Origin of the sequence: Burkholderia sp. Ax-1720 (assembly GCF_011753035.1) — a bacterium.
GTDB lineage: Bacteria > Pseudomonadota > Gammaproteobacteria > Burkholderiales > Burkholderiaceae > Burkholderia > Burkholderia gladioli.
This window is the reverse complement of record NZ_VWWK01000002.1, coordinates 103,083-118,604: the sequence shown is the minus strand read 5'-3', so window position 1 is coordinate 118,604 and position 15,522 is coordinate 103,083. Positions and strand designations below refer to the sequence as shown.

At 67.4% G+C, this 15,522-nt stretch carries 16 protein-coding genes and 2 tRNA genes; 9 read left to right on the top strand and 9 right to left on the bottom strand.

All coding sequences use genetic code 11. From position 1 onward, the window contains the following. The first annotated feature begins 1 nt into the window (after position 1). The 7 genes from rdgB (at position 2) to F3J18_RS01195 (ending at position 6,832) form a co-directional block, all read left to right on the top strand. Positions 2–631 (top strand): RdgB/HAM1 family non-canonical purine NTP pyrophosphatase, encoded by a 630-nt coding sequence (rdgB, locus tag F3J18_RS01225; RefSeq protein ID WP_025098101.1) that lies wholly within the window; start codon positions 2–4, stop codon positions 629–631. After that, entirely contained in the window at positions 628–1,857 is a 1,230-nt protein-coding gene (gene hemW, locus F3J18_RS01220; RefSeq protein WP_166910804.1) for a radical SAM family heme chaperone HemW, read from the top strand. Before rdgB ends, hemW begins: the two co-directional genes overlap by 4 nt. A gap of 85 nt (positions 1,858–1,942) precedes the next feature. Continuing rightward, a tRNA-Ser gene (locus F3J18_RS01215) sits at positions 1,943–2,030 on the top strand. Positions 2,031–2,222: 192 nt separating this feature from the next. Then, positions 2,223–2,648: a lysozyme inhibitor LprI family protein gene (locus tag F3J18_RS01210; RefSeq protein WP_025098103.1), complete on the top strand. Its 426-nt coding sequence runs from the start codon at positions 2,223–2,225 to the stop codon at positions 2,646–2,648. A 112-nt stretch (positions 2,649–2,760) separates the two neighbouring features. After that, positions 2,761–3,267, top strand: a complete 507-nt coding sequence (locus F3J18_RS01205; protein ID WP_166910802.1) for an energy transducer TonB — start codon at positions 2,761–2,763, stop codon at positions 3,265–3,267. Positions 3,268–3,672: 405 nt separating this feature from the next. Beyond that, positions 3,673–4,983 (top strand): MFS transporter, encoded by a 1,311-nt coding sequence (locus F3J18_RS01200; RefSeq protein WP_025098105.1) that lies wholly within the window; start codon positions 3,673–3,675, stop codon positions 4,981–4,983. 265 nt (positions 4,984–5,248) lie between these two features. After that, positions 5,249–6,832: a chloride channel protein gene (locus tag F3J18_RS01195; protein WP_166910800.1), complete on the top strand. Its 1,584-nt coding sequence runs from the start codon at positions 5,249–5,251 to the stop codon at positions 6,830–6,832. A gap of 139 nt (positions 6,833–6,971) precedes the next feature. On the opposite strand, the gene F3J18_RS01190 is transcribed toward F3J18_RS01195, so the two are convergent. The 5 genes from F3J18_RS01190 to F3J18_RS01170 form a co-directional block, all read right to left on the bottom strand. Beyond that, positions 6,972–7,313: a YXWGXW repeat-containing protein gene (locus tag F3J18_RS01190; RefSeq protein ID WP_341772217.1), complete on the bottom strand. Its 342-nt coding sequence runs from the start codon at positions 7,311–7,313 to the stop codon at positions 6,972–6,974. A gap of 250 nt (positions 7,314–7,563) precedes the next feature. Continuing rightward, complete coding sequence (gene minE / locus F3J18_RS01185; RefSeq protein ID WP_013696929.1) at positions 7,564–7,818, bottom strand: cell division topological specificity factor MinE; 255 nt, start codon at positions 7,816–7,818, stop codon at positions 7,564–7,566. 12 nt (positions 7,819–7,830) lie between these two features. After that, positions 7,831–8,646, bottom strand: a complete 816-nt coding sequence (minD, locus tag F3J18_RS01180; RefSeq protein ID WP_013696928.1) for a septum site-determining protein MinD — start codon at positions 8,644–8,646, stop codon at positions 7,831–7,833. Between the two features lie 62 nt (positions 8,647–8,708). Next, the gene (gene minC, locus F3J18_RS01175; protein WP_025098108.1) at positions 8,709–9,521 is read right to left on the bottom strand and encodes a septum site-determining protein MinC; all 813 of its coding nucleotides are present in this window, start codon (positions 9,519–9,521) and stop codon (positions 8,709–8,711) included. 152 nt (positions 9,522–9,673) lie between these two features. After that, positions 9,674–10,312, bottom strand: coding sequence for a GNAT family N-acetyltransferase (locus F3J18_RS01170; RefSeq protein WP_240154576.1), 639 nt, complete (start codon positions 10,310–10,312; stop codon positions 9,674–9,676). 571 nt (positions 10,313–10,883) lie between these two features. On the opposite strand from F3J18_RS01170, the gene F3J18_RS01160 reads away from it, so the two are divergent. Both F3J18_RS01160 and F3J18_RS01155 read left to right on the top strand, forming a co-directional pair. Further along, positions 10,884–11,300, top strand: a complete 417-nt coding sequence (locus tag F3J18_RS01160) for a hypothetical protein (RefSeq protein WP_166910796.1) — start codon at positions 10,884–10,886, stop codon at positions 11,298–11,300. Then, positions 11,297–11,512, top strand: coding sequence for a hypothetical protein (locus F3J18_RS01155; protein WP_166910794.1), 216 nt, complete (start codon positions 11,297–11,299; stop codon positions 11,510–11,512). Before F3J18_RS01160 ends, F3J18_RS01155 begins: the two co-directional genes overlap by 4 nt. A 149-nt stretch (positions 11,513–11,661) precedes the next feature. Here F3J18_RS01155 and F3J18_RS01150 read toward each other — a convergent pair. The 4 genes from F3J18_RS01150 to lolA all read right to left on the bottom strand — a co-directional run bounded on the left by F3J18_RS01150 (position 11,662) and on the right by lolA (position 15,512). Beyond that, positions 11,662–11,752 (bottom strand) — tRNA-Ser (locus F3J18_RS01150). A 160-nt stretch (positions 11,753–11,912) separates the two neighbouring features. Continuing rightward, positions 11,913–13,214: a serine--tRNA ligase gene (gene serS, locus F3J18_RS01145; protein WP_166910792.1), complete on the bottom strand. Its 1,302-nt coding sequence runs from the start codon at positions 13,212–13,214 to the stop codon at positions 11,913–11,915. Between the two features lie 87 nt (positions 13,215–13,301). After that, a complete protein-coding gene (locus F3J18_RS01140) occupies positions 13,302–14,612 on the bottom strand; it encodes a replication-associated recombination protein A (RefSeq protein WP_025098113.1) in 1,311 nt (436 codons plus the stop codon). 216 nt (positions 14,613–14,828) lie between these two features. Then, positions 14,829–15,512: an outer membrane lipoprotein chaperone LolA gene (lolA, locus tag F3J18_RS01135; protein WP_025098114.1), complete on the bottom strand. Its 684-nt coding sequence runs from the start codon at positions 15,510–15,512 to the stop codon at positions 14,829–14,831. Positions 15,513–15,522: the final 10 nt, after the last annotated feature.

Genomic DNA, 15,522 nt, shown 5'->3' with positions numbered 1-15,522 from the left:
CATGAGCATCGCCAAGGATCCGTCGCACGGCCTCTCGCGCATCGTGCTGGCCTCGAACAACGCCGGCAAGCTGCGCGAATTCGCGGCCTTGTTCGAGACGGTCGGCATCGAGATCATTCCGCAGGGCAAGCTGGACGTGTCCGAGGCGGAAGAGCCCTATCCGACCTTCATCGAGAACGCGCTGACCAAGGCGCGCCACGCCTCGCGCGCCACCGGCCTGCCCGCCATCGCCGACGATTCGGGGCTCTGCGTGCGCGCGCTGCGCGGCGCGCCCGGCGTGCATTCGGCGCGCTACGCGCAGCTCGCCGGCCTGGAGAAGAGCGACGCGGCGAACAACGCGCACCTGGTGGCGCAACTGCGCGAGACCGACGATCGTCGCGCCTACTACTACTGCGTGCTGGCACTGGTTCGGCATCCCGACGATCCTGAGCCGCTGTTCGCGCAAGGGCGCTGGCATGGCGAGGTGGTCGACACGCCGCGCGGCGAGCACGGCTTCGGCTACGACCCGCATTTCCTGCTGCCGGCGCTGGGCGCCACCGTCGCCGAGCTCGAGCCGGCCGTCAAGAACGGCATCAGCCATCGCGCGATCGCCCTGCGCGCGCTGCTGGCCCGCCTTGGAGAATCAGCGTGAGCCAGGCCGCCGAAACCGGCCAGCGCATCGTCGCCACCTTCGCCTCGCCGGGCAAGGTGCGCCTGAGCGCGTTGCCGCCGCTGGCGCTCTACGTGCATTTCCCGTGGTGCGTGCGCAAGTGCCCCTATTGCGATTTCAACTCGCACGAATGGAAGGGCGAGCGCTTCCCCGAGGAGGCCTATCTCGACGCGCTGCGCACCGATCTCGAGCAGGCGCTGCCCTTCGTCTGGGGCCGCCAGGTGCATACCATCTTCATCGGCGGCGGCACGCCCAGCCTGCTTTCGGCGGCCGGACTCGACCGCCTGCTGTCCGACGTGCGCGCCCTGCTGCCGCTCGATGCCGACGCCGAGATCACGCTCGAGGCGAATCCCGGCACCTTCGAGGCGGCCAAGTTCGCGCAGTTCCGCGCCAGCGGCGTGAACCGCCTGTCGATCGGCATCCAGAGCTTCAACGAGGCGCACCTGAAGGCGCTGGGCCGCATCCACGACACCGCGCAGGCGCGCGCGGCGGTGGAGATCGCCGCCAGCACCTTCGACAACTTCAATCTCGACCTGATGTTCGCGCTGCCGAAGCAGACCCTCGCGCAATGCCAGGCCGACATCGAGACCGCGCTGTCGTATGCGCCGCCGCATCTGTCGCTCTACCACCTCACGCTCGAGCCGAACACGCTGTTCGCGAAGTTCCCGCCGGCCGTGCCCGACGACGACGCCTCGGCCGACATGCAGGAATGGATCCAGGAGCGCACCGCGCAGGCCGGCTACGGGCGTTACGAGGTGTCGGCCTATGCGCGGCCGAACCGGCAGTGCAAGCACAACCTCAACTACTGGCGCTTCGGCGACTACCTCGGCATCGGCGCGGGCGCGCATACCAAGCTCTCGTTTCCGAACCGGATCCTGCGGCAGGCGCGCTACAAGCATCCCGCCAGCTACATGGAGCAGGCGATGGCCGGCACGCCGGTGCAGGAGGAGCGCGAGGTCGGCCCGCGCGACCTGCCCTTCGAGTTCATGCTGAACACGCTGCGGCTGGCCGAGGGATTCCCGGTGGCCAGCTATGCCGAGCGCACGGGGCTGCCGCTGTCGACCATCGAACCGGCGCTGGCCGAGGCCGAACGGCGCGGGCTGATCGCACGCGACTACGAACGCATCGCGCCGACGCCGCTGGGCCAGCGCTTCCTCAACGACCTGCAGGAGCTGTTCCTGCGCGACGCCGACGACGCGGCTGGCTGAGCCGGCAGGCCAACCATGCGGGATGCGCATGATGCCGCCCCAAAGCTGGGGACGGCAGCGGCATTTCGGTTACAATGCCGGCCGTGGAAGCGTGGCCGAGTGGTTTAAGGCACCGGTCTTGAAAACCGGCGACGGGCAACCGTCCGTGAGTTCGAATCTCACCGCTTCCGCCAAGCACTTCCGCTTGGCCTTGTCGAGCGAGGGATAAAATCCCTGCTGTTCCCCTACCCACATGGCAGCCCACGCTTTGTGCGGCGCTGTTCCCCTGCCTCGCAACGAAAATCGTATTTCTGCCCCGGAGGCGTGAAATGCCGAGCTTCATGCTGACTCCGCTTGGACTAGTCACAACCGCAACAGGGAACGCGATGAAAAGCACTGTTGTTCTCCTCGCCCTGTTCGTCGCGACGAATGCGTTCGCCGAGCCGTCGCCGGCCGACGAGATCGCGGCACGCAGCGGGTTGCCGGCAAGCCAGGTCCAGGCACTCCTGCAGGACTGCGACTCGAACCAGACCAGCATGAATTTTTGCGCCTGGCGCGACCAGATCCTCGCGGAACGTGAGCTGCAGCAAGTCGTCGATCAGCGCATCGGCGAGCATCCCGATCGGAAATCGGCCCTCGAGTCGAAAATCGCGAAGTGGAAGAAGGCCCGCGACGCCTCATGCGACAAGTCCGCCCGCAAGGAATGGAGCGACGGCTCGATGCTGCCGGCCGCGCGGGCCACTTGCGCGACGGCGGCCACCAGGGCGATGGCCGAAAAACTGGCCAAGAGACCAGCTCACGAGCCGTCCTAGCTGGATTGCCGATGGCGCTCCCCATCGGCACGGGATCGTTTATCCCGATGTTTTCCGGGCGGGCAAGGCCTATGCTCAAGAAGATCCGATCGCTCCCGTCGAGCCATCCGCCATGTCCACCCTGCTCCCGCCCACCTCGCCCGGCAACATCGCCCGCCTCAGCGGCAGGATCGCCGCGCTCGCCGGCGCGCTGCTGCTGGCCGCCTGCACCGTCACCCTGCCGCAGCGCGCCCTGGTGCTCTCGCCGGGGCCGGGCGCCGGCGCCGCGACCCAGGCCCAGTATCGCGACGCGGTCGCCCAGCGGATCCTGGACGCCAACGCCGCGCGCGTGCTGCACGGCACGCCGCAGGCGATGCTGCGCTCGCTGGTCGTCGTGTCCTTCACCGTCGATCGAGACGGGCGGCTCGCGCAGTCCTCGGTCTACCGCAGCAACGGCGACGACGACGCCGAGGCCATCGCCCTGCAGTCGCTGCGCCGAGCCGCTCCGCTGCCGCGTCCGCCCGCCGGCCTGCTGAACGGCCGCGGCCAGGTGGAGATGATGGAAAGCTGGCTGTTCAACGACAACGGCCAGTTCCAGCTCCGCACCCGCGCGCAGCAGCAGGCGCAGACCATCGAGTGAAACGCGTGCCGACCGCACGCGCGTGCCGGCGCGGATTGCTTCGGTCTGCCAAGCGCGGCCAGCGCCGCGGCAACGCGCTGCCCGGCCACGGCGCGCCCGCTTCGGATCCACGCACGGCGCAGCGCCAGCGGCCGAAACGCCGCCCGGCCGCTTGCTATAATCGCGGCCAACCCGCCCCGTCCTTCTTCAGGACACCTCGCCACGGCCCGCCTACCCGGCCGGTACGACACGCGAGCCAGACAGGCCTGCGCTCGCGCGACGCGCGCGACCCGCCCTAGACATCGCCGGCACCACGAGCCGGCGCCCGCGCCGCCGGATGCCCCGGCGCGGCAGGAACCCCAACCCGAATCGATCCTCCGTCCGGCACGCCCCTCGCGCCGTTCGAACCCGCACCACGGAACCAACATGTCCTCTACCTCACCGGCCGTCAGCGACGCGTCGAATGGCGCGAGCCCCGTCAGCCATCGCCGCATCGTGTTCGCCAGCTTCATCGGCACCGCGATCGAGTTCTACGATTTCTACGTCTACGCCACCGCCGCCGCGCTCGTGATCGGCCCGGTGTTCTTCCCGCACGGCTCGGCCACCGCGCAGGCGCTGTCGGCCTTCGTCACCTTCGGCATCGCCTTCATCGCGCGCCCGATCGGCTCCTTCCTGTTCGGCCATTTCGGCGACCGCTTCGGCCGCAAGTCGACCCTGGTCGCTTCGCTGCTGGTGATGGGCGTCTCGACCACCGCGATCGGCTTCGTGCCCGCCTACGATTCGATCGGCGCGCTGGCCCCGGTGCTGCTCTGCGTGCTGCGCTTCGGCCAGGGCATCGGCCTGGGCGGCGAATGGGGCGGCGCGGCGCTGCTCGCCACCGAGCACGCGCCGGCCGGCAAGCGCGGCTGGTTCGGCATGTTCCCGCAACTGGGCCCCTCGATCGGCTTCCTGATGTCCAACGGCCTGTTCTTCGCGCTCGCGATCGGCCTGTCCGACGATCAGTTCCGCAACTGGGGCTGGCGCGTGCCTTTCCTGGTCAGCGCGGCGCTGGTGGCGGTCGGCCTCTACGTGCGCCTGAAGATCGCCGAGACGCCCGCCTTCCAGGCCGCCATCGAGCGCAACGAGCGCGTGCGCGTGCCGGTGGTCACCCTCGTCACCCAGCACTGGGCGCCGACCCTGCTCGGCGCGCTGTCGATGGTGGTCTGCTACACGCTGTTCTACATCTCGACGGTGTTCTCGCTGTCCTACGGCGTCGGCACCCTGCATATCGCGCGCCCCGACTTCCTCGGCCTGCTCTGCATCGCGGTGGTGTTCATGGCGATCGCCACGCCGATCTCGGCCTGGGCGGCCGACCGCTACGGCCGCAAGCCGGTGTTGATCGTCGGCGGCCTGCTGGCCCTGCTGTCGGGCTTCACGATGGCCCCGCTGCTCGGCAGCGGTTCGATGCCGCTGGTAGCGCTCTACCTGATCATCGAGCTGTTCCTGATGGGCGTGACCTTCGCGCCGATGGGCGCGCTGCTGCCCGAGCTGTTCCCGACCAATGTCCGCTACACGGGCGCCGGCGTCGCCTACAACCTCGGCGGCATCCTCGGTGCCTCGATCGCGCCGTACATCGCGCAACTGCTGGCCGCGCGCGGCGGCCTGTCGTGGGTCGGCGGCTACGTGTCGGTGGCCGCGGCGATCAGCGTGATCGGCGTGCTGCTGATGCGCGAGACGCGCGATACGCGACTGATGTAAGCCGGGCACGCTGCCTGCCCACGGCGGCAGGCAGCGTATCGGGCGCGGGCGCGCCGCCTTCTGGCAGGCCTCGCCGCGCCCCACCTCCAGCGCCGTCCATGGCGCTCGCCGCCCGCCCCGGGCCCGGCGGAACTGCTTGCCACCCGCCTGCTTTCGATTCACCGACAGTGTGCCAGGCTCCCCTTCGAGCCGGTACCCTGTGGATTCCCCCGGCTGCGCCTGCCGGCGACCTCCGTATAATTCCCCCTTTGCCCCGCCCGCCGCCATGTCGCGAACCACCGCCTTCCTCCAGACCTTGCCGCGCCGCTCCCTGCGACTGTGGCGCCTGTACGGGGTGTTCTGGCTCGGGGCGATCGTGGTCGGCATCGTGGCCGTGCTCTATGCGCGCCTGATCGACTGGGGCTACAACAGCTTCCGCTCGCTGCAACACGAGCATGCCTGGCTGCCGCTGATCCTCACGCCGGCGGTGGCGGCCGCCTCGGTCTGGCTCACCCGCCGCTTCTTCCGCGGCGCCGAGGGCAGCGGCATCCCGCAGGTGATCGCCACCCTGCAGGCCAGCCCTGCCGCCTTCGGCTCGCGCCTGCTCACGCTGCGCATCCTGTTCGGCAAGGTGCTGATCTCGCTGCTCGGCATCCTGGGCGGCTTCACCATCGGCCGCGAGGGGCCGACCGTGCAGATCGGCGCCGCGCTGATGTTCAACCTGCGCCGCTTCTACCCGCGCTCGAACGCCCTGATCGAACGCCAACTGGTGCTGGCCGGCGCCGCGGCCGGGCTGTCGGCTGCCTTCAACACACCGCTGGCCGGCATCGTGTTCGCCATCGAGGAGCTCACGCGCAGCTTCTCCGCGCGCGCCAGCGGCGTGCTGATCACGGCCATCATCATCGCCGGCGTGATCGCGCTCGGCATGAACGGCAACTACACCTATTTCGGCACCATCGAGGCCGGCATGCAGTTTCCGCGCCTGGTCGCGCTCGCCGTGCTGGCCACCGCCGTGCTCACCGGCATCGCCGGCGGCCTGTTCGTCTGGCTGCTGCTGAACACCGGGCGCTGGCTGCCGGCCCGCCTGCTGGCGATGTACCGTGGCCGGCCCGTGATGTTCGCGGCGCTGTGCGGGCTGGTGATCGCGGTGGTGGGCCTGCTGTCCGGCGGCACCACCTTCGGCAGCGGCTACGTCGAGGCGCGCGGCCTGCTCGATGGCCACAGCCAGCTCTCGCTGTTCTACCCGCTCACCAAGATGATCTCGATGGTCGCGTCCTACCTGCCCGGCATCCCGGGGGGGATCTTCGCGCCCTCGCTGTCGATCGGCGCCGGCTTCGGCAACCTGCTGCACCTGGTGTTCGGCGACATGCCGCTGGCGCTGCTGATCGCGCTGGCGATGGTCGGCTACCTGGCCGCCGTCACGCAGTCGCCGATCACCTCCTTCGTGATCGTGATGGAGATGATCAACGGCCATGCGCTGGTGATCTCGCTGATGGCCACCGCGCTGATCTCGAGCCGCGTCTCGCGGCTGTTCGTGCCGCCGCTCTATGAAGCGCTCGCGCATCGCTACCTGCATCCGGCCGCGCCGCCGGCAGCCGCCGCGAGCCCGGAAAAGCCGGCGCCCGCCGCGCACGACGACGACCGCCTGACCAATGCCGAGGATGCCGAAGCGTCGCCGGCCGATCCGCTGCGCCGGCTGCGCGATGCGGACGCCGGCGCGCCGCACGAGGCGTCGGCGGACCACGACGCGCAGCCCGAAAGCAAGGATGACGAAGCATCGGCACCGGACGACAAAGTCGAGGCGGAAGCGGCGCGGGGCGCCTCGCCCCCTGCCGCGCCGCGCGAGGCGGACGAGCCGCCGCCGCGCTGACACGCCGGCCGCGTCAATACACGACGACGCGCGCCGGATGGTAGTACACGGGCCGGGCCGGCACGACCACGCAGCCGGCCAGCACGATCGCCGCGAGCGCGACGACGAACAGGGTTCGTTTCATGATCGTGCTCCCACATCAGGCCCAGTGGCCGCGCACCCAGACCCAGTTCGGGCCGCGCGGTGCCCAGTGGCCCGGCGCCCAATGCAGGCCGACCCGCTCGGCCTCCCAGTGGCCGCCGATCCAGACATAGCGGCCATGTTCCCAGTTCCAGTGGCCGCGATCCCAGACATAGCCGACGCGCGCCGCCGGCACCACTTCGTAGCGCACCGGCGGCGGTGCGCTCGGCGCGACGATCACGACTTCCGCGGCGCTCGCCGTGAGCGGCGCGACGGTAGTGCCGAAAGCCGTCAGGGCCAGCGCGAGCGGAACCAGATAACGGGCAGCAGTGCGAATCATGGTGACCTCCTTGTGATCGATTCGGATACGCGTTCAGTGCGTACCGGTTCAATGCGCGAGCCTCGTCGGCCGCCTACAGCGGCCGTATTACGGCGGGGGTCAAAGTGCAACAGCTGGTAAGAGCGGCAATCCGAATGAAAGCCACCCTCGGCGCGACGCGTCCGATGGAGCGCTGGAAAGGACTTGGGGAAACGGCGGGAGGAGCCGGGAATGGCGGAGGAAACCAGGCGGCGGGCGGCGCGCCGCATCGCGCGGCGCGCCCGGATCACGCTCAGGCCTGCGGGATCTCGATCTTGACCTCGAGCACCTCGAGGTCGTCCTGACGCTCGAGACTGACGCGGATATCGTCGTTCGAGATCTTGACGTACTTCGAGATGACGTCGAGCAGTTCTTTCTGCAGCGCCGGCAGGTAGTCCGCCGGCGGGCGGCCGCCGATGCGCTCGTGCGCGATGATCAGTTGCAGGCGCTCTTTCGCGACGGCGGCGGACTTCTTCTTCTCCCCGAGGAGGAACGACAGGATCGACATGATGCGCCTCCCTTACTTGCTGCCGAAAAGGCGTTGCAGCAGGCCCGGCTTCGAGTAGTCGACGAAACGCATCGTCTTTTCCTCGCCGAGGAAGCGCGACACCACGTCCTTGTAGGCCTCGGCGACGTCGGTGCCGTCGAGGTGCACCGCCGGCAGGCCCTGGTTGGAGGCATGCAGCACCGCCTCCGATTCCGGGATCACGCCGATCAGCTTGATGCGCAGGATCTCGCCGATGTCCTCCAGCGAGAGCATCTCGCCTTCGCTGACGCGCTTCGGGTTGTAGCGCGTGATCAGCAGGTGCTCCTTGATCGGATCGCCGCCGTCGGCCGCGCGCTTGGTCTTCGAGGCGAGGATGCCGAGGATGCGGTCCGAGTCGCGCACCGAGGACACTTCCGGGTTGGTCACCACCACCGCCTCGTCGGCGAAGTACATCGCGTGCAGCGCGCCCGACTCGATGCCGGCCGGCGAATCGCAGACGATGTAGGCGAAATCCATCGCGATCAGGTCGTTGATGACCTTCTCGACGCCTTCACGCGTGAGCGCATCCTTGTCGCGCGTCTGCGAGGCCGGCAGGATGAACAGGTTCTCGCACTTCTTGTCCTTGATCAGCGCCTGGTTCAGGTTCGCCTCGCCCTGGATCACGTTGACCAGGTCGTACACCACGCGGCGCTCGCAGCCCATGATGAGATCGAGATTGCGCAGGCCGACGTCGAAGTCGATCACGGCCGTCTTGTGGCCGCGCAGCGCGAGCCCGGAGGCGAAGCTCGCGCTCGTCGTCGTCTTGCCGACACCGCCCTTGCCCGAAGTCACCACGATGATTTTTGCCATTACCCTACCCTGTGTTCGTCAATGAGGTCCGATCGATCCGTTGCCGCGTCGCGCGCTCGCGCTCAGGTCAGCCGCAACGGCTCGATCATCAGTTTTTCGTCCTCGAGCCGGATCTGCACCGATTTGCCGACCACCTCGGCCGGCAACGGGTTCTCCGTGGTTCGATAGATACCGGCAATCGAAATGAGTTCCGGCTCCAGGCACGTACAGAAGATGCGCGCGTCGTGATTGCCGAGCACGCCGGCCAGCGCGCGGCCGCGCAGCGGCGCATAGACGTGGATGTTGCCCTCGGCGATCACCTCCGCGCCGTTGCTGACCGGCGCGAGCACCACCAGGTCGCCCTTCGCGTAGATCTGCTGGCCCGAACGCAAGGGCCGGTCGATCACCACCGTCTGCGGCGCGCCGCCCGAGGCCGCCGCCGAAGCAGCGGAAGCCCCTGAAGCCGCGCCAGCCGGTTCCGCCGCGATGGCCGACACCTCGGCCACGCCAGCGGCCGGCGCCGCCGAGACCTCGGCCGCCGGCGCCTCGTCCTGCGCCGGCTTGGCGGTCGGTGCCCGGCGATCGCGCGCCTCCAGCAGCGGCAGCCCGCCTGCGGCGGCCCAGCCCTGCTGCTCCGGCTGCGCGACCACGCCGATCGGGCGCATCCGCACGTCGTTCAGCATGGTGCGAAGCGCGTCGAGCGAGACACGCTCGTCCTCGGCCAGGCGCCGCACGTCGATCGCCACCACGTCGTCGGCAAAGAATTCCGGCGTCGCTTCGAAACGCTTGACCAGTTCGGCCCGCAGGACATCGAGGTCCGCCGTCTTGACGACGAACAGCAGGGAGTCGACCGAGCCGCTGCGAAGCTCGAAGAATGGCGATTTTTTAAGCGACATGGACGTCCTGCAAAAAATTTTTGCGTATTTTACAGGCGTCCGGGCAGGCGGCCATCATTTTCAGGGCGCCGGGGCTGGCGCGATGGGCGTTTTGGGAAAGACGGCGACGGCAGGCGAAAAGGCGAGGCGGGAATCGGCGCGCGGCGGCAGGCTCAGGCACCGAAACGCCAGACGAATAGCGACTTCATCGCGCCCGGCACGCGAGCGACCGGCGCATGCTCGCCGAGGTTGGTGAAGCCCATGTGCTCGTAGAAGCGGATCGCGTTGCGGTTCTGCTCGGCGATCCAGGCGTAGATCTCGGTCGCGCCCTGCCCGGCCAGCCAGTCGCGCGCGGTGTTGACCAGCAGCACGCCGCCGCGCAGGTGCCGCACCGCGTGCGCGACCCACAGCTCGCTGACGAAGGCGCGCCGCTCGGGCGTGTTGTCGAGATACGCGCCGATCATGCCGGCGGGATGGCCTTCGGTATAGAGCAGGAAGGTGGTGGACTGATCGGAACTCGCGCGCTGCGCGGCAATCGCATCGGCCGCGTCGGCGTCGACGGACAGCTCCGCCTCGGGCGCTTCGCCGGGCGCATAGGGCTCGCGCAGCGACGCAGCGCGCAGCTCTCGATACACGCTGCCCTGGTCGGCGGCGATACGGCGGACGGTCAAAGTCGAACTCATGCAGGGACATCCTTCGGACAGCAAGCTATTAGCTTCAACCGAAAGCGGGGTATGAGTCAAATCGTTATTTTCAAACGATCGAGCGAATTGGAAAAGCCTGAAATCGAGATGCGGGCGATGAAAAATCATGCTGCGGCGCACACTGGATTTCAGCGCGTTACAAGGATGGAGAATGGCTTTTCGATCAGGGATTTCCGAGTGTGAATCGGTAGTCACGATGGGGGTTTCAAAAGGATTCACTCGGCGAAATGCCGCAACGCAACAATCGAGACTGGAAAGTCACCTATTGTCGATGAGCCATGCCTCGTTAGTTCAGCAACGCGATCGGGCGGATGTCGACTGGCCAGCGCCTGCCTTCGCACATGTCCGTCCGATTTCCCGCGCCATGCGAATGGTCGAGGACGCGTCAACAGGTCACCTGAAAAGAGGCTGCGGAGACTGCAAACTGCAGCCTCGACAAAAACCTCAACCCAACCCGTTGCAATCGATGAGTCGACTCAGCTAGATGACGGACGCTCGACGTTGAGCGCGTCGTTGCACCGAGGGACAAACAGGCTCACGACACCAACGACATACCGGCATCGCCCATCACACGGCCCCGAACAGGCCGACGTGATCGAAGTTGCTAGAATTGCGATGCCCCTTCAAAAGGGTGACCTGATTGACCTGCACGACATTCTCAAAGGCGTTTGAGCAAGACATGGTTGCATTGAACATGCCTGTGCCAAATGGCCTTTTCGTGACACTCCAGACAGCCATTGGCACGGCGTCCACCATGCTGGGCGCCATCAAGACGCTCGGCGCCGACGCAACTGTCTCCGAACTGGTTGGCGCGACAACCGGACTCGAGGCGCTGATGGTCGCTGGCGCTATCTTGGCAGCCGGCTACGTCGGCGCGGTGATCGGAAGCCTGATCATTGCCGCCGACGCGTCATTGTCTTGCAGGAACAGTTCGGCAGTGCCAGCGGTGGTCCGGAGTTGGTCGAGCAACACACGCGTTGCAGTGCCTGCATCTATCCTTGCTTTCATGCGGCGCAATCCTGAAGTGCTGATCGACGGGCCCGCGCGACATGCCTACGGCTTTCGTATGCGCCAGCGCAAAGCGAGGACGGCATGAACTGCTTGTTCGATCGCATTGCGCTGCTCGTCACCGCCCTCGCGCTGATGGTCGCCGCGTGGGCCGTTTTTCGCATCGGCGGAGAATGGGTGTTTCCAGTGCTGACGCTGATTGCGTTGGCCGCGTTGTTCGCGGAAAACATGCGGTTGAGAAAAAAGTTGCGCGAGCTCGGTGTCGAACCAAAATCACGCGACAAGGGCCCCAAGGCCTAGATCTCAAAAATCCGACGCCATCTCCCCGGACTTCTTTAGTTTTTTCGATTTCTACGGGGAGAACGAATCGCGCCCGCTAAAGGCCGGAGAAAACCCGCGCGGCAAAGAAAAAACCCCTCGAGCTTTTCGGCTTCGAGGGGTTTGCATTCTGGCGGAAAGGGTGGGATTCGAACCCACGGTACGGTATAACCGTACACCGGATTTCGAGTCCGGCGCATTCGACCTCTCTGCCACCTTTCCTTCTACTGCTTCGCCGTTCTGTAGGTCTCGTCCCGGCGAAGCAAAGATTATAGAACAACTCTTTCCGTCTTTCCAAGCCCTTTTCGCAAAAAATTTCTCGGCCGGACTGACGAGGATGCCGCGCGCGATTTCCTCACGCAGCGGCACCCGATTCGCGACCTCAGGCCGCCGAGCCCGGCAGCTCGATCTTCTCCAGGCCACCCAGGTACGGACGCAGCGCGACGGGCACCGTCACCGAACCATCGGCGTTCTGGTAGTTCTCGAGCACGGCCACCAGCGTGCGGCCGACCGCGAGGCCCGAGCCGTTCAGCGTGTGCACGAGTTCGGGCTTGCCTTGCGCGTTGCGGAAGCGCGCCTGCATGCGGCGCGCCTGGAACGACTCGGTGTTCGAGCAGCTCGAGATCTCGCGATAGGTGTTCTGCGCCGGCAGCCAGACTTCCAGGTCGAAGGTCTTGGCGGCCGAGAAGCCCATGTCGCCGGTGCACAGCGTGATCACGCGGTAAGGCAGCTCGAGCTTCTGCAGGATCGCCTCGGCGTGGCCGACCATCTCGTCGAGCGCCGCGTAGGACGCATCCGGCGCGGCGATCTGCACCATCTCGACCTTGTCGAACTGGTGCTGGCGGATCATGCCGCGCGTGTCGCGGCCATACGAGCCCGCTTCGGAGCGGAAGCACGGCGAATGCGCGGTCAGCTTGATCGGCAGCGCCGCGGCGTCGACGATCGAATCGCGCACCGTGTTGGTCAGCGTGATCTCCGAGGTCGAGATCAGGTATTGCGTGACGGTGTTTTCCTCGCCGCCCTTCTCGACGCGGAACATGTCGTCGGCGAACTTCGGCAACTGCCCCGTGCCGTAGAGGATTTCCGGGTTCACGATATACGGCGAATAGGTTTCCGTATAACCGTGCTGCAGCGTGTGCGTGTCGATCATGAACTGCGCCAGCGCCCGGTGCAGGCGCGCGATCGGGCCGCGCAGCATGGTGAAGCGCGCCCCCGAGAGCTTCGCCCCGGTCTCGAAATCGAGGCCGAGCGGCGTGCCGACGTCGACGTGGTCGCGCACCTCGAAATCGAAGCTGCGCGGCGTGCCCCAGCGACGCGCCTCGACATTGCCGGCCTCGTCCTTGCCGACCGGCACGCTCTCGTGCGCCAGGTTCGGCATCTCGAGCAGCAGCGCCTGCATCGTGCCCTGGATCTCGTCGAGCCTGGCGGCCGAACTCTTCATCTCGTCGCCGATCCCGCCGACCTCGGCCATCACGGCCGAGGTGTCCTCGCCCCGCCCCTTCATCGCGCCGATCTGCTTCGACAGGCTGTTGCGGCGCGCCTGCAGTTCTTCGGTGCGGGTCTGGATCGCGCGGCGATCCGCCTCGAGCGAGGAGAACCTGGCGACGTCGAGGATGTAGCCGCGATCGGCGAGGCGCTTGGCGACGCCGTCGAGGTCTTTGCGCAGCAACTGGATGTCGAGCATGGGAGGACTTGGAAAAATCGTTGTGTGAAACGCGGATTCTAACGCACGGCGGTGGCGGCCCGGCGGCCCCGCCGCGCATCACGCGACTTATTCGGGCTTGCCGGCCTCGCGATCGAGCTCGCGCAGCCAGCTCAGCTTCTCGGCGATCTTGGTTTCGAGCCCGCGCGGCACCGGCTGGTACCAGCGCGGCTCGCGCATGCCTTCGGGCAGGTAGCTCTCGCCGGCCGCGTAGGCGTTCGGCTCGTCGTGCGCGTAGCGGTACTCGTGGCCGTAGCCGAGCTCCTTCATCAGCTTGGTCGGCGCGTTGCGCAGATGGACCGGCACCTCGCGCGACTTGTCCTGCCGCACGAAGGCCATGGCGGCGTTGAAGGCGTTGTAGCCGGCATTGCTCTTGGCCGCGCAGGCCAGGTAGATCACGGCCTGGCCGAGCGCCAGCTCGCCCTCGGGCGAGCCCAGCCGCTCGAAGGTGGCGGCCGCGTCGTTGGCCATCTGCATCGCGCGCGGATCGGCCAGGCCGATGTCTTCCCAGGCCATTCGCACGATGCGTCGCGACAGGTACTTGGGATCGGCGCCGCCGTCGAGCATGCGGCAGAACCAGTAGAGCGCCGCGTCCGGATTCGAGCCGCGCACCGACTTGTGCAGCGCCGAGATCTGGTCGTAGAAGTTGTCGCCGCCCTTGTCGAAGCGGCGCGCATTCAGCGTCATCGCGTTCGAGACGAAATCGGCGTCGATCCGGTTGGTGCGCGCCGACAACGCCGCCGTCTGCGCCTGCTCGAGCAGGTTCAGGAAGCGCCGCGCGTCGCCGTCGGCGTAGCCGATCAGCGTATCGACGGCCTTGTCCTCGAAGCTGAGCCCGTCGAGCGCGATCTGCTGCGCGCGCACCAGCAACTGGCGCATCTCCGCGTCGTCGAGCGACTTCAGCACATAGACCTGGGCCCGCGACAGCAGCGCCGAGTTGACCTCGAAGCTCGGGTTCTCGGTGGTCGCGCCGATGAAGGTGACCAGCCCCGATTCGACGAAGGGCAGCAGCGCATCCTGCTGGCCCTTGTTGAAGCGATGGATCTCGTCGACGAACAGGATCGTGTGCCGGCCGTTGCGATGCAGCGTGTCCTTGGCCTGCTCCATCGCCTCGCGGATGTCCTTCACGCCGCCGAGCACGGCCGACAGCGCGATGAACTCGCAATCGAAGGCATTCGCGGTGAGCCGCGCGAGCGTGGTCTTGCCGACGCCGGGCGGGCCCCAGAGGATCATCGAATGCGGCCGGCCCGACGCGAACGCGAGCCGCAGCGGCTTGCCCTCGCCGAGCAGGTGCGTCTGGCCGATCACCTCGTCGAGCGTCTTCGGGCGCAGCGCCTCCGCGAGCGGGCGGCGCGGTTCGATTTCAAACAGGTCGGACATGGACCTCGACTCCTGCAATGACCGGCGCGGCGTCCATCGCCGCGCCAGCCGGACATTATGACAGCCGGGCGCGCCACCCGCCCTCGGCCGATCGGACAGGATGGCGGCTCGCCGCGACATCGGCGCGCCCGGCGCCTCGCGCCGCGCCGCCGGGTGCCGCGAAACGAAACGGGCCTGCCATCGCTGGCAGGCCCGTCCCGGCACCGAGCGCGGCGCTCAGCCCTTGATCACGTCGGCGCCCTTGGGCACCGCGAAACGGAAGGTATCGGCCGGCAGCGCGGGATTCGTCTGCATATTGGTGAAGGTCAGCAGGGTGACGTTGCCGAACACGTCGTGCAGTTCCATCGCCGCCAGCGTGCCGCCCTTGAAGCCGATGCCGATGCGCTGGAACTGCGTGTCCTGCGACTTCGGCTGCATCTCGACCCAGTCGATGCCGCCCTTCTCGCCCGCGTCGCGCAGCGTGTAGTTCTTCTCGATGTCGTTGCTGCCGAACAGGATCGCGGCCGGGCTCGCGCCGAGCGCGCCCGAGAGCTTGCGCTCGGTGACCTGGTTCAGGTCCTTGTCGTAGACGTAGAGCGTGTCGCCGTCGGCCTGCAGCAGTTGCTGGTACGGCTTCTCGTAGGACCAGACGAACCTGCCGGGGCGCGAGAACACGAAGCTGCCGCTGGAGTTGTCGGTCGGCTTGACGGTCGGCAGCGCGCCGCTCGCGCCCTTGGACGGCGCCTTGACGATCTGCTGGGTGAAGCCGCCCTTGGCGGTCTTGACCTGGGCGATGAAGGCCTTGAGCTGGTCGGTGCCGCCCGCGAAGGCCTGCGAGGCGACCGCCATCAGCGAGGCGCCGGCCAGCGCCGCGACGAAGCGGCGAACCGCGGGGAACTGCACGAACGAGAATGCTTGCATGGGGTGGGTT

Excerpts from the sequence above, each read along its gene's own strand:
- F3J18_RS01200 (WP_025098105.1), top strand. The coding sequence starts at position 3,673 with ATGTCCTCTACCTCACCGGCCGTCAGCGACGCGTCGAATGGCGCGAGC.
- F3J18_RS01140 (WP_025098113.1), bottom strand. The coding sequence starts at position 14,612 with ATGTCCGACCTGTTTGAAATCGAACCGCGCCGCCCGCTCGCGGAGGCG.
- F3J18_RS01205 (WP_166910802.1), top strand. The coding sequence starts at position 2,761 with ATGTCCACCCTGCTCCCGCCCACCTCGCCCGGCAACATCGCCCGCCTC.
- minE (WP_013696929.1), bottom strand. The coding sequence starts at position 7,818 with ATGTCGATCCTGTCGTTCCTCCTCGGGGAGAAGAAGAAGTCCGCCGCC.
- F3J18_RS01160 (WP_166910796.1), top strand. The coding sequence starts at position 10,884 with ATGGTTGCATTGAACATGCCTGTGCCAAATGGCCTTTTCGTGACACTC.
- lolA (WP_025098114.1), bottom strand. The coding sequence starts at position 15,512 with ATGCAAGCATTCTCGTTCGTGCAGTTCCCCGCGGTTCGCCGCTTCGTC.
- minC (WP_025098108.1), bottom strand. The coding sequence starts at position 9,521 with ATGTCGCTTAAAAAATCGCCATTCTTCGAGCTTCGCAGCGGCTCGGTC.
- minD (WP_013696928.1), bottom strand. The coding sequence starts at position 8,646 with ATGGCAAAAATCATCGTGGTGACTTCGGGCAAGGGCGGTGTCGGCAAG.
- serS (WP_166910792.1), bottom strand. The coding sequence starts at position 13,214 with ATGCTCGACATCCAGTTGCTGCGCAAAGACCTCGACGGCGTCGCCAAG.
- F3J18_RS01155 (WP_166910794.1), top strand. The coding sequence starts at position 11,297 with ATGAACTGCTTGTTCGATCGCATTGCGCTGCTCGTCACCGCCCTCGCG.
- rdgB (WP_025098101.1), top strand. The coding sequence starts at position 2 with ATGAGCATCGCCAAGGATCCGTCGCACGGCCTCTCGCGCATCGTGCTG.
- F3J18_RS01210 (WP_025098103.1), top strand. The coding sequence starts at position 2,223 with ATGAAAAGCACTGTTGTTCTCCTCGCCCTGTTCGTCGCGACGAATGCG.
- F3J18_RS01170 (WP_240154576.1), bottom strand. The coding sequence starts at position 10,312 with ATGATTTTTCATCGCCCGCATCTCGATTTCAGGCTTTTCCAATTCGCT.
- F3J18_RS01195 (WP_166910800.1), top strand. The coding sequence starts at position 5,249 with ATGTCGCGAACCACCGCCTTCCTCCAGACCTTGCCGCGCCGCTCCCTG.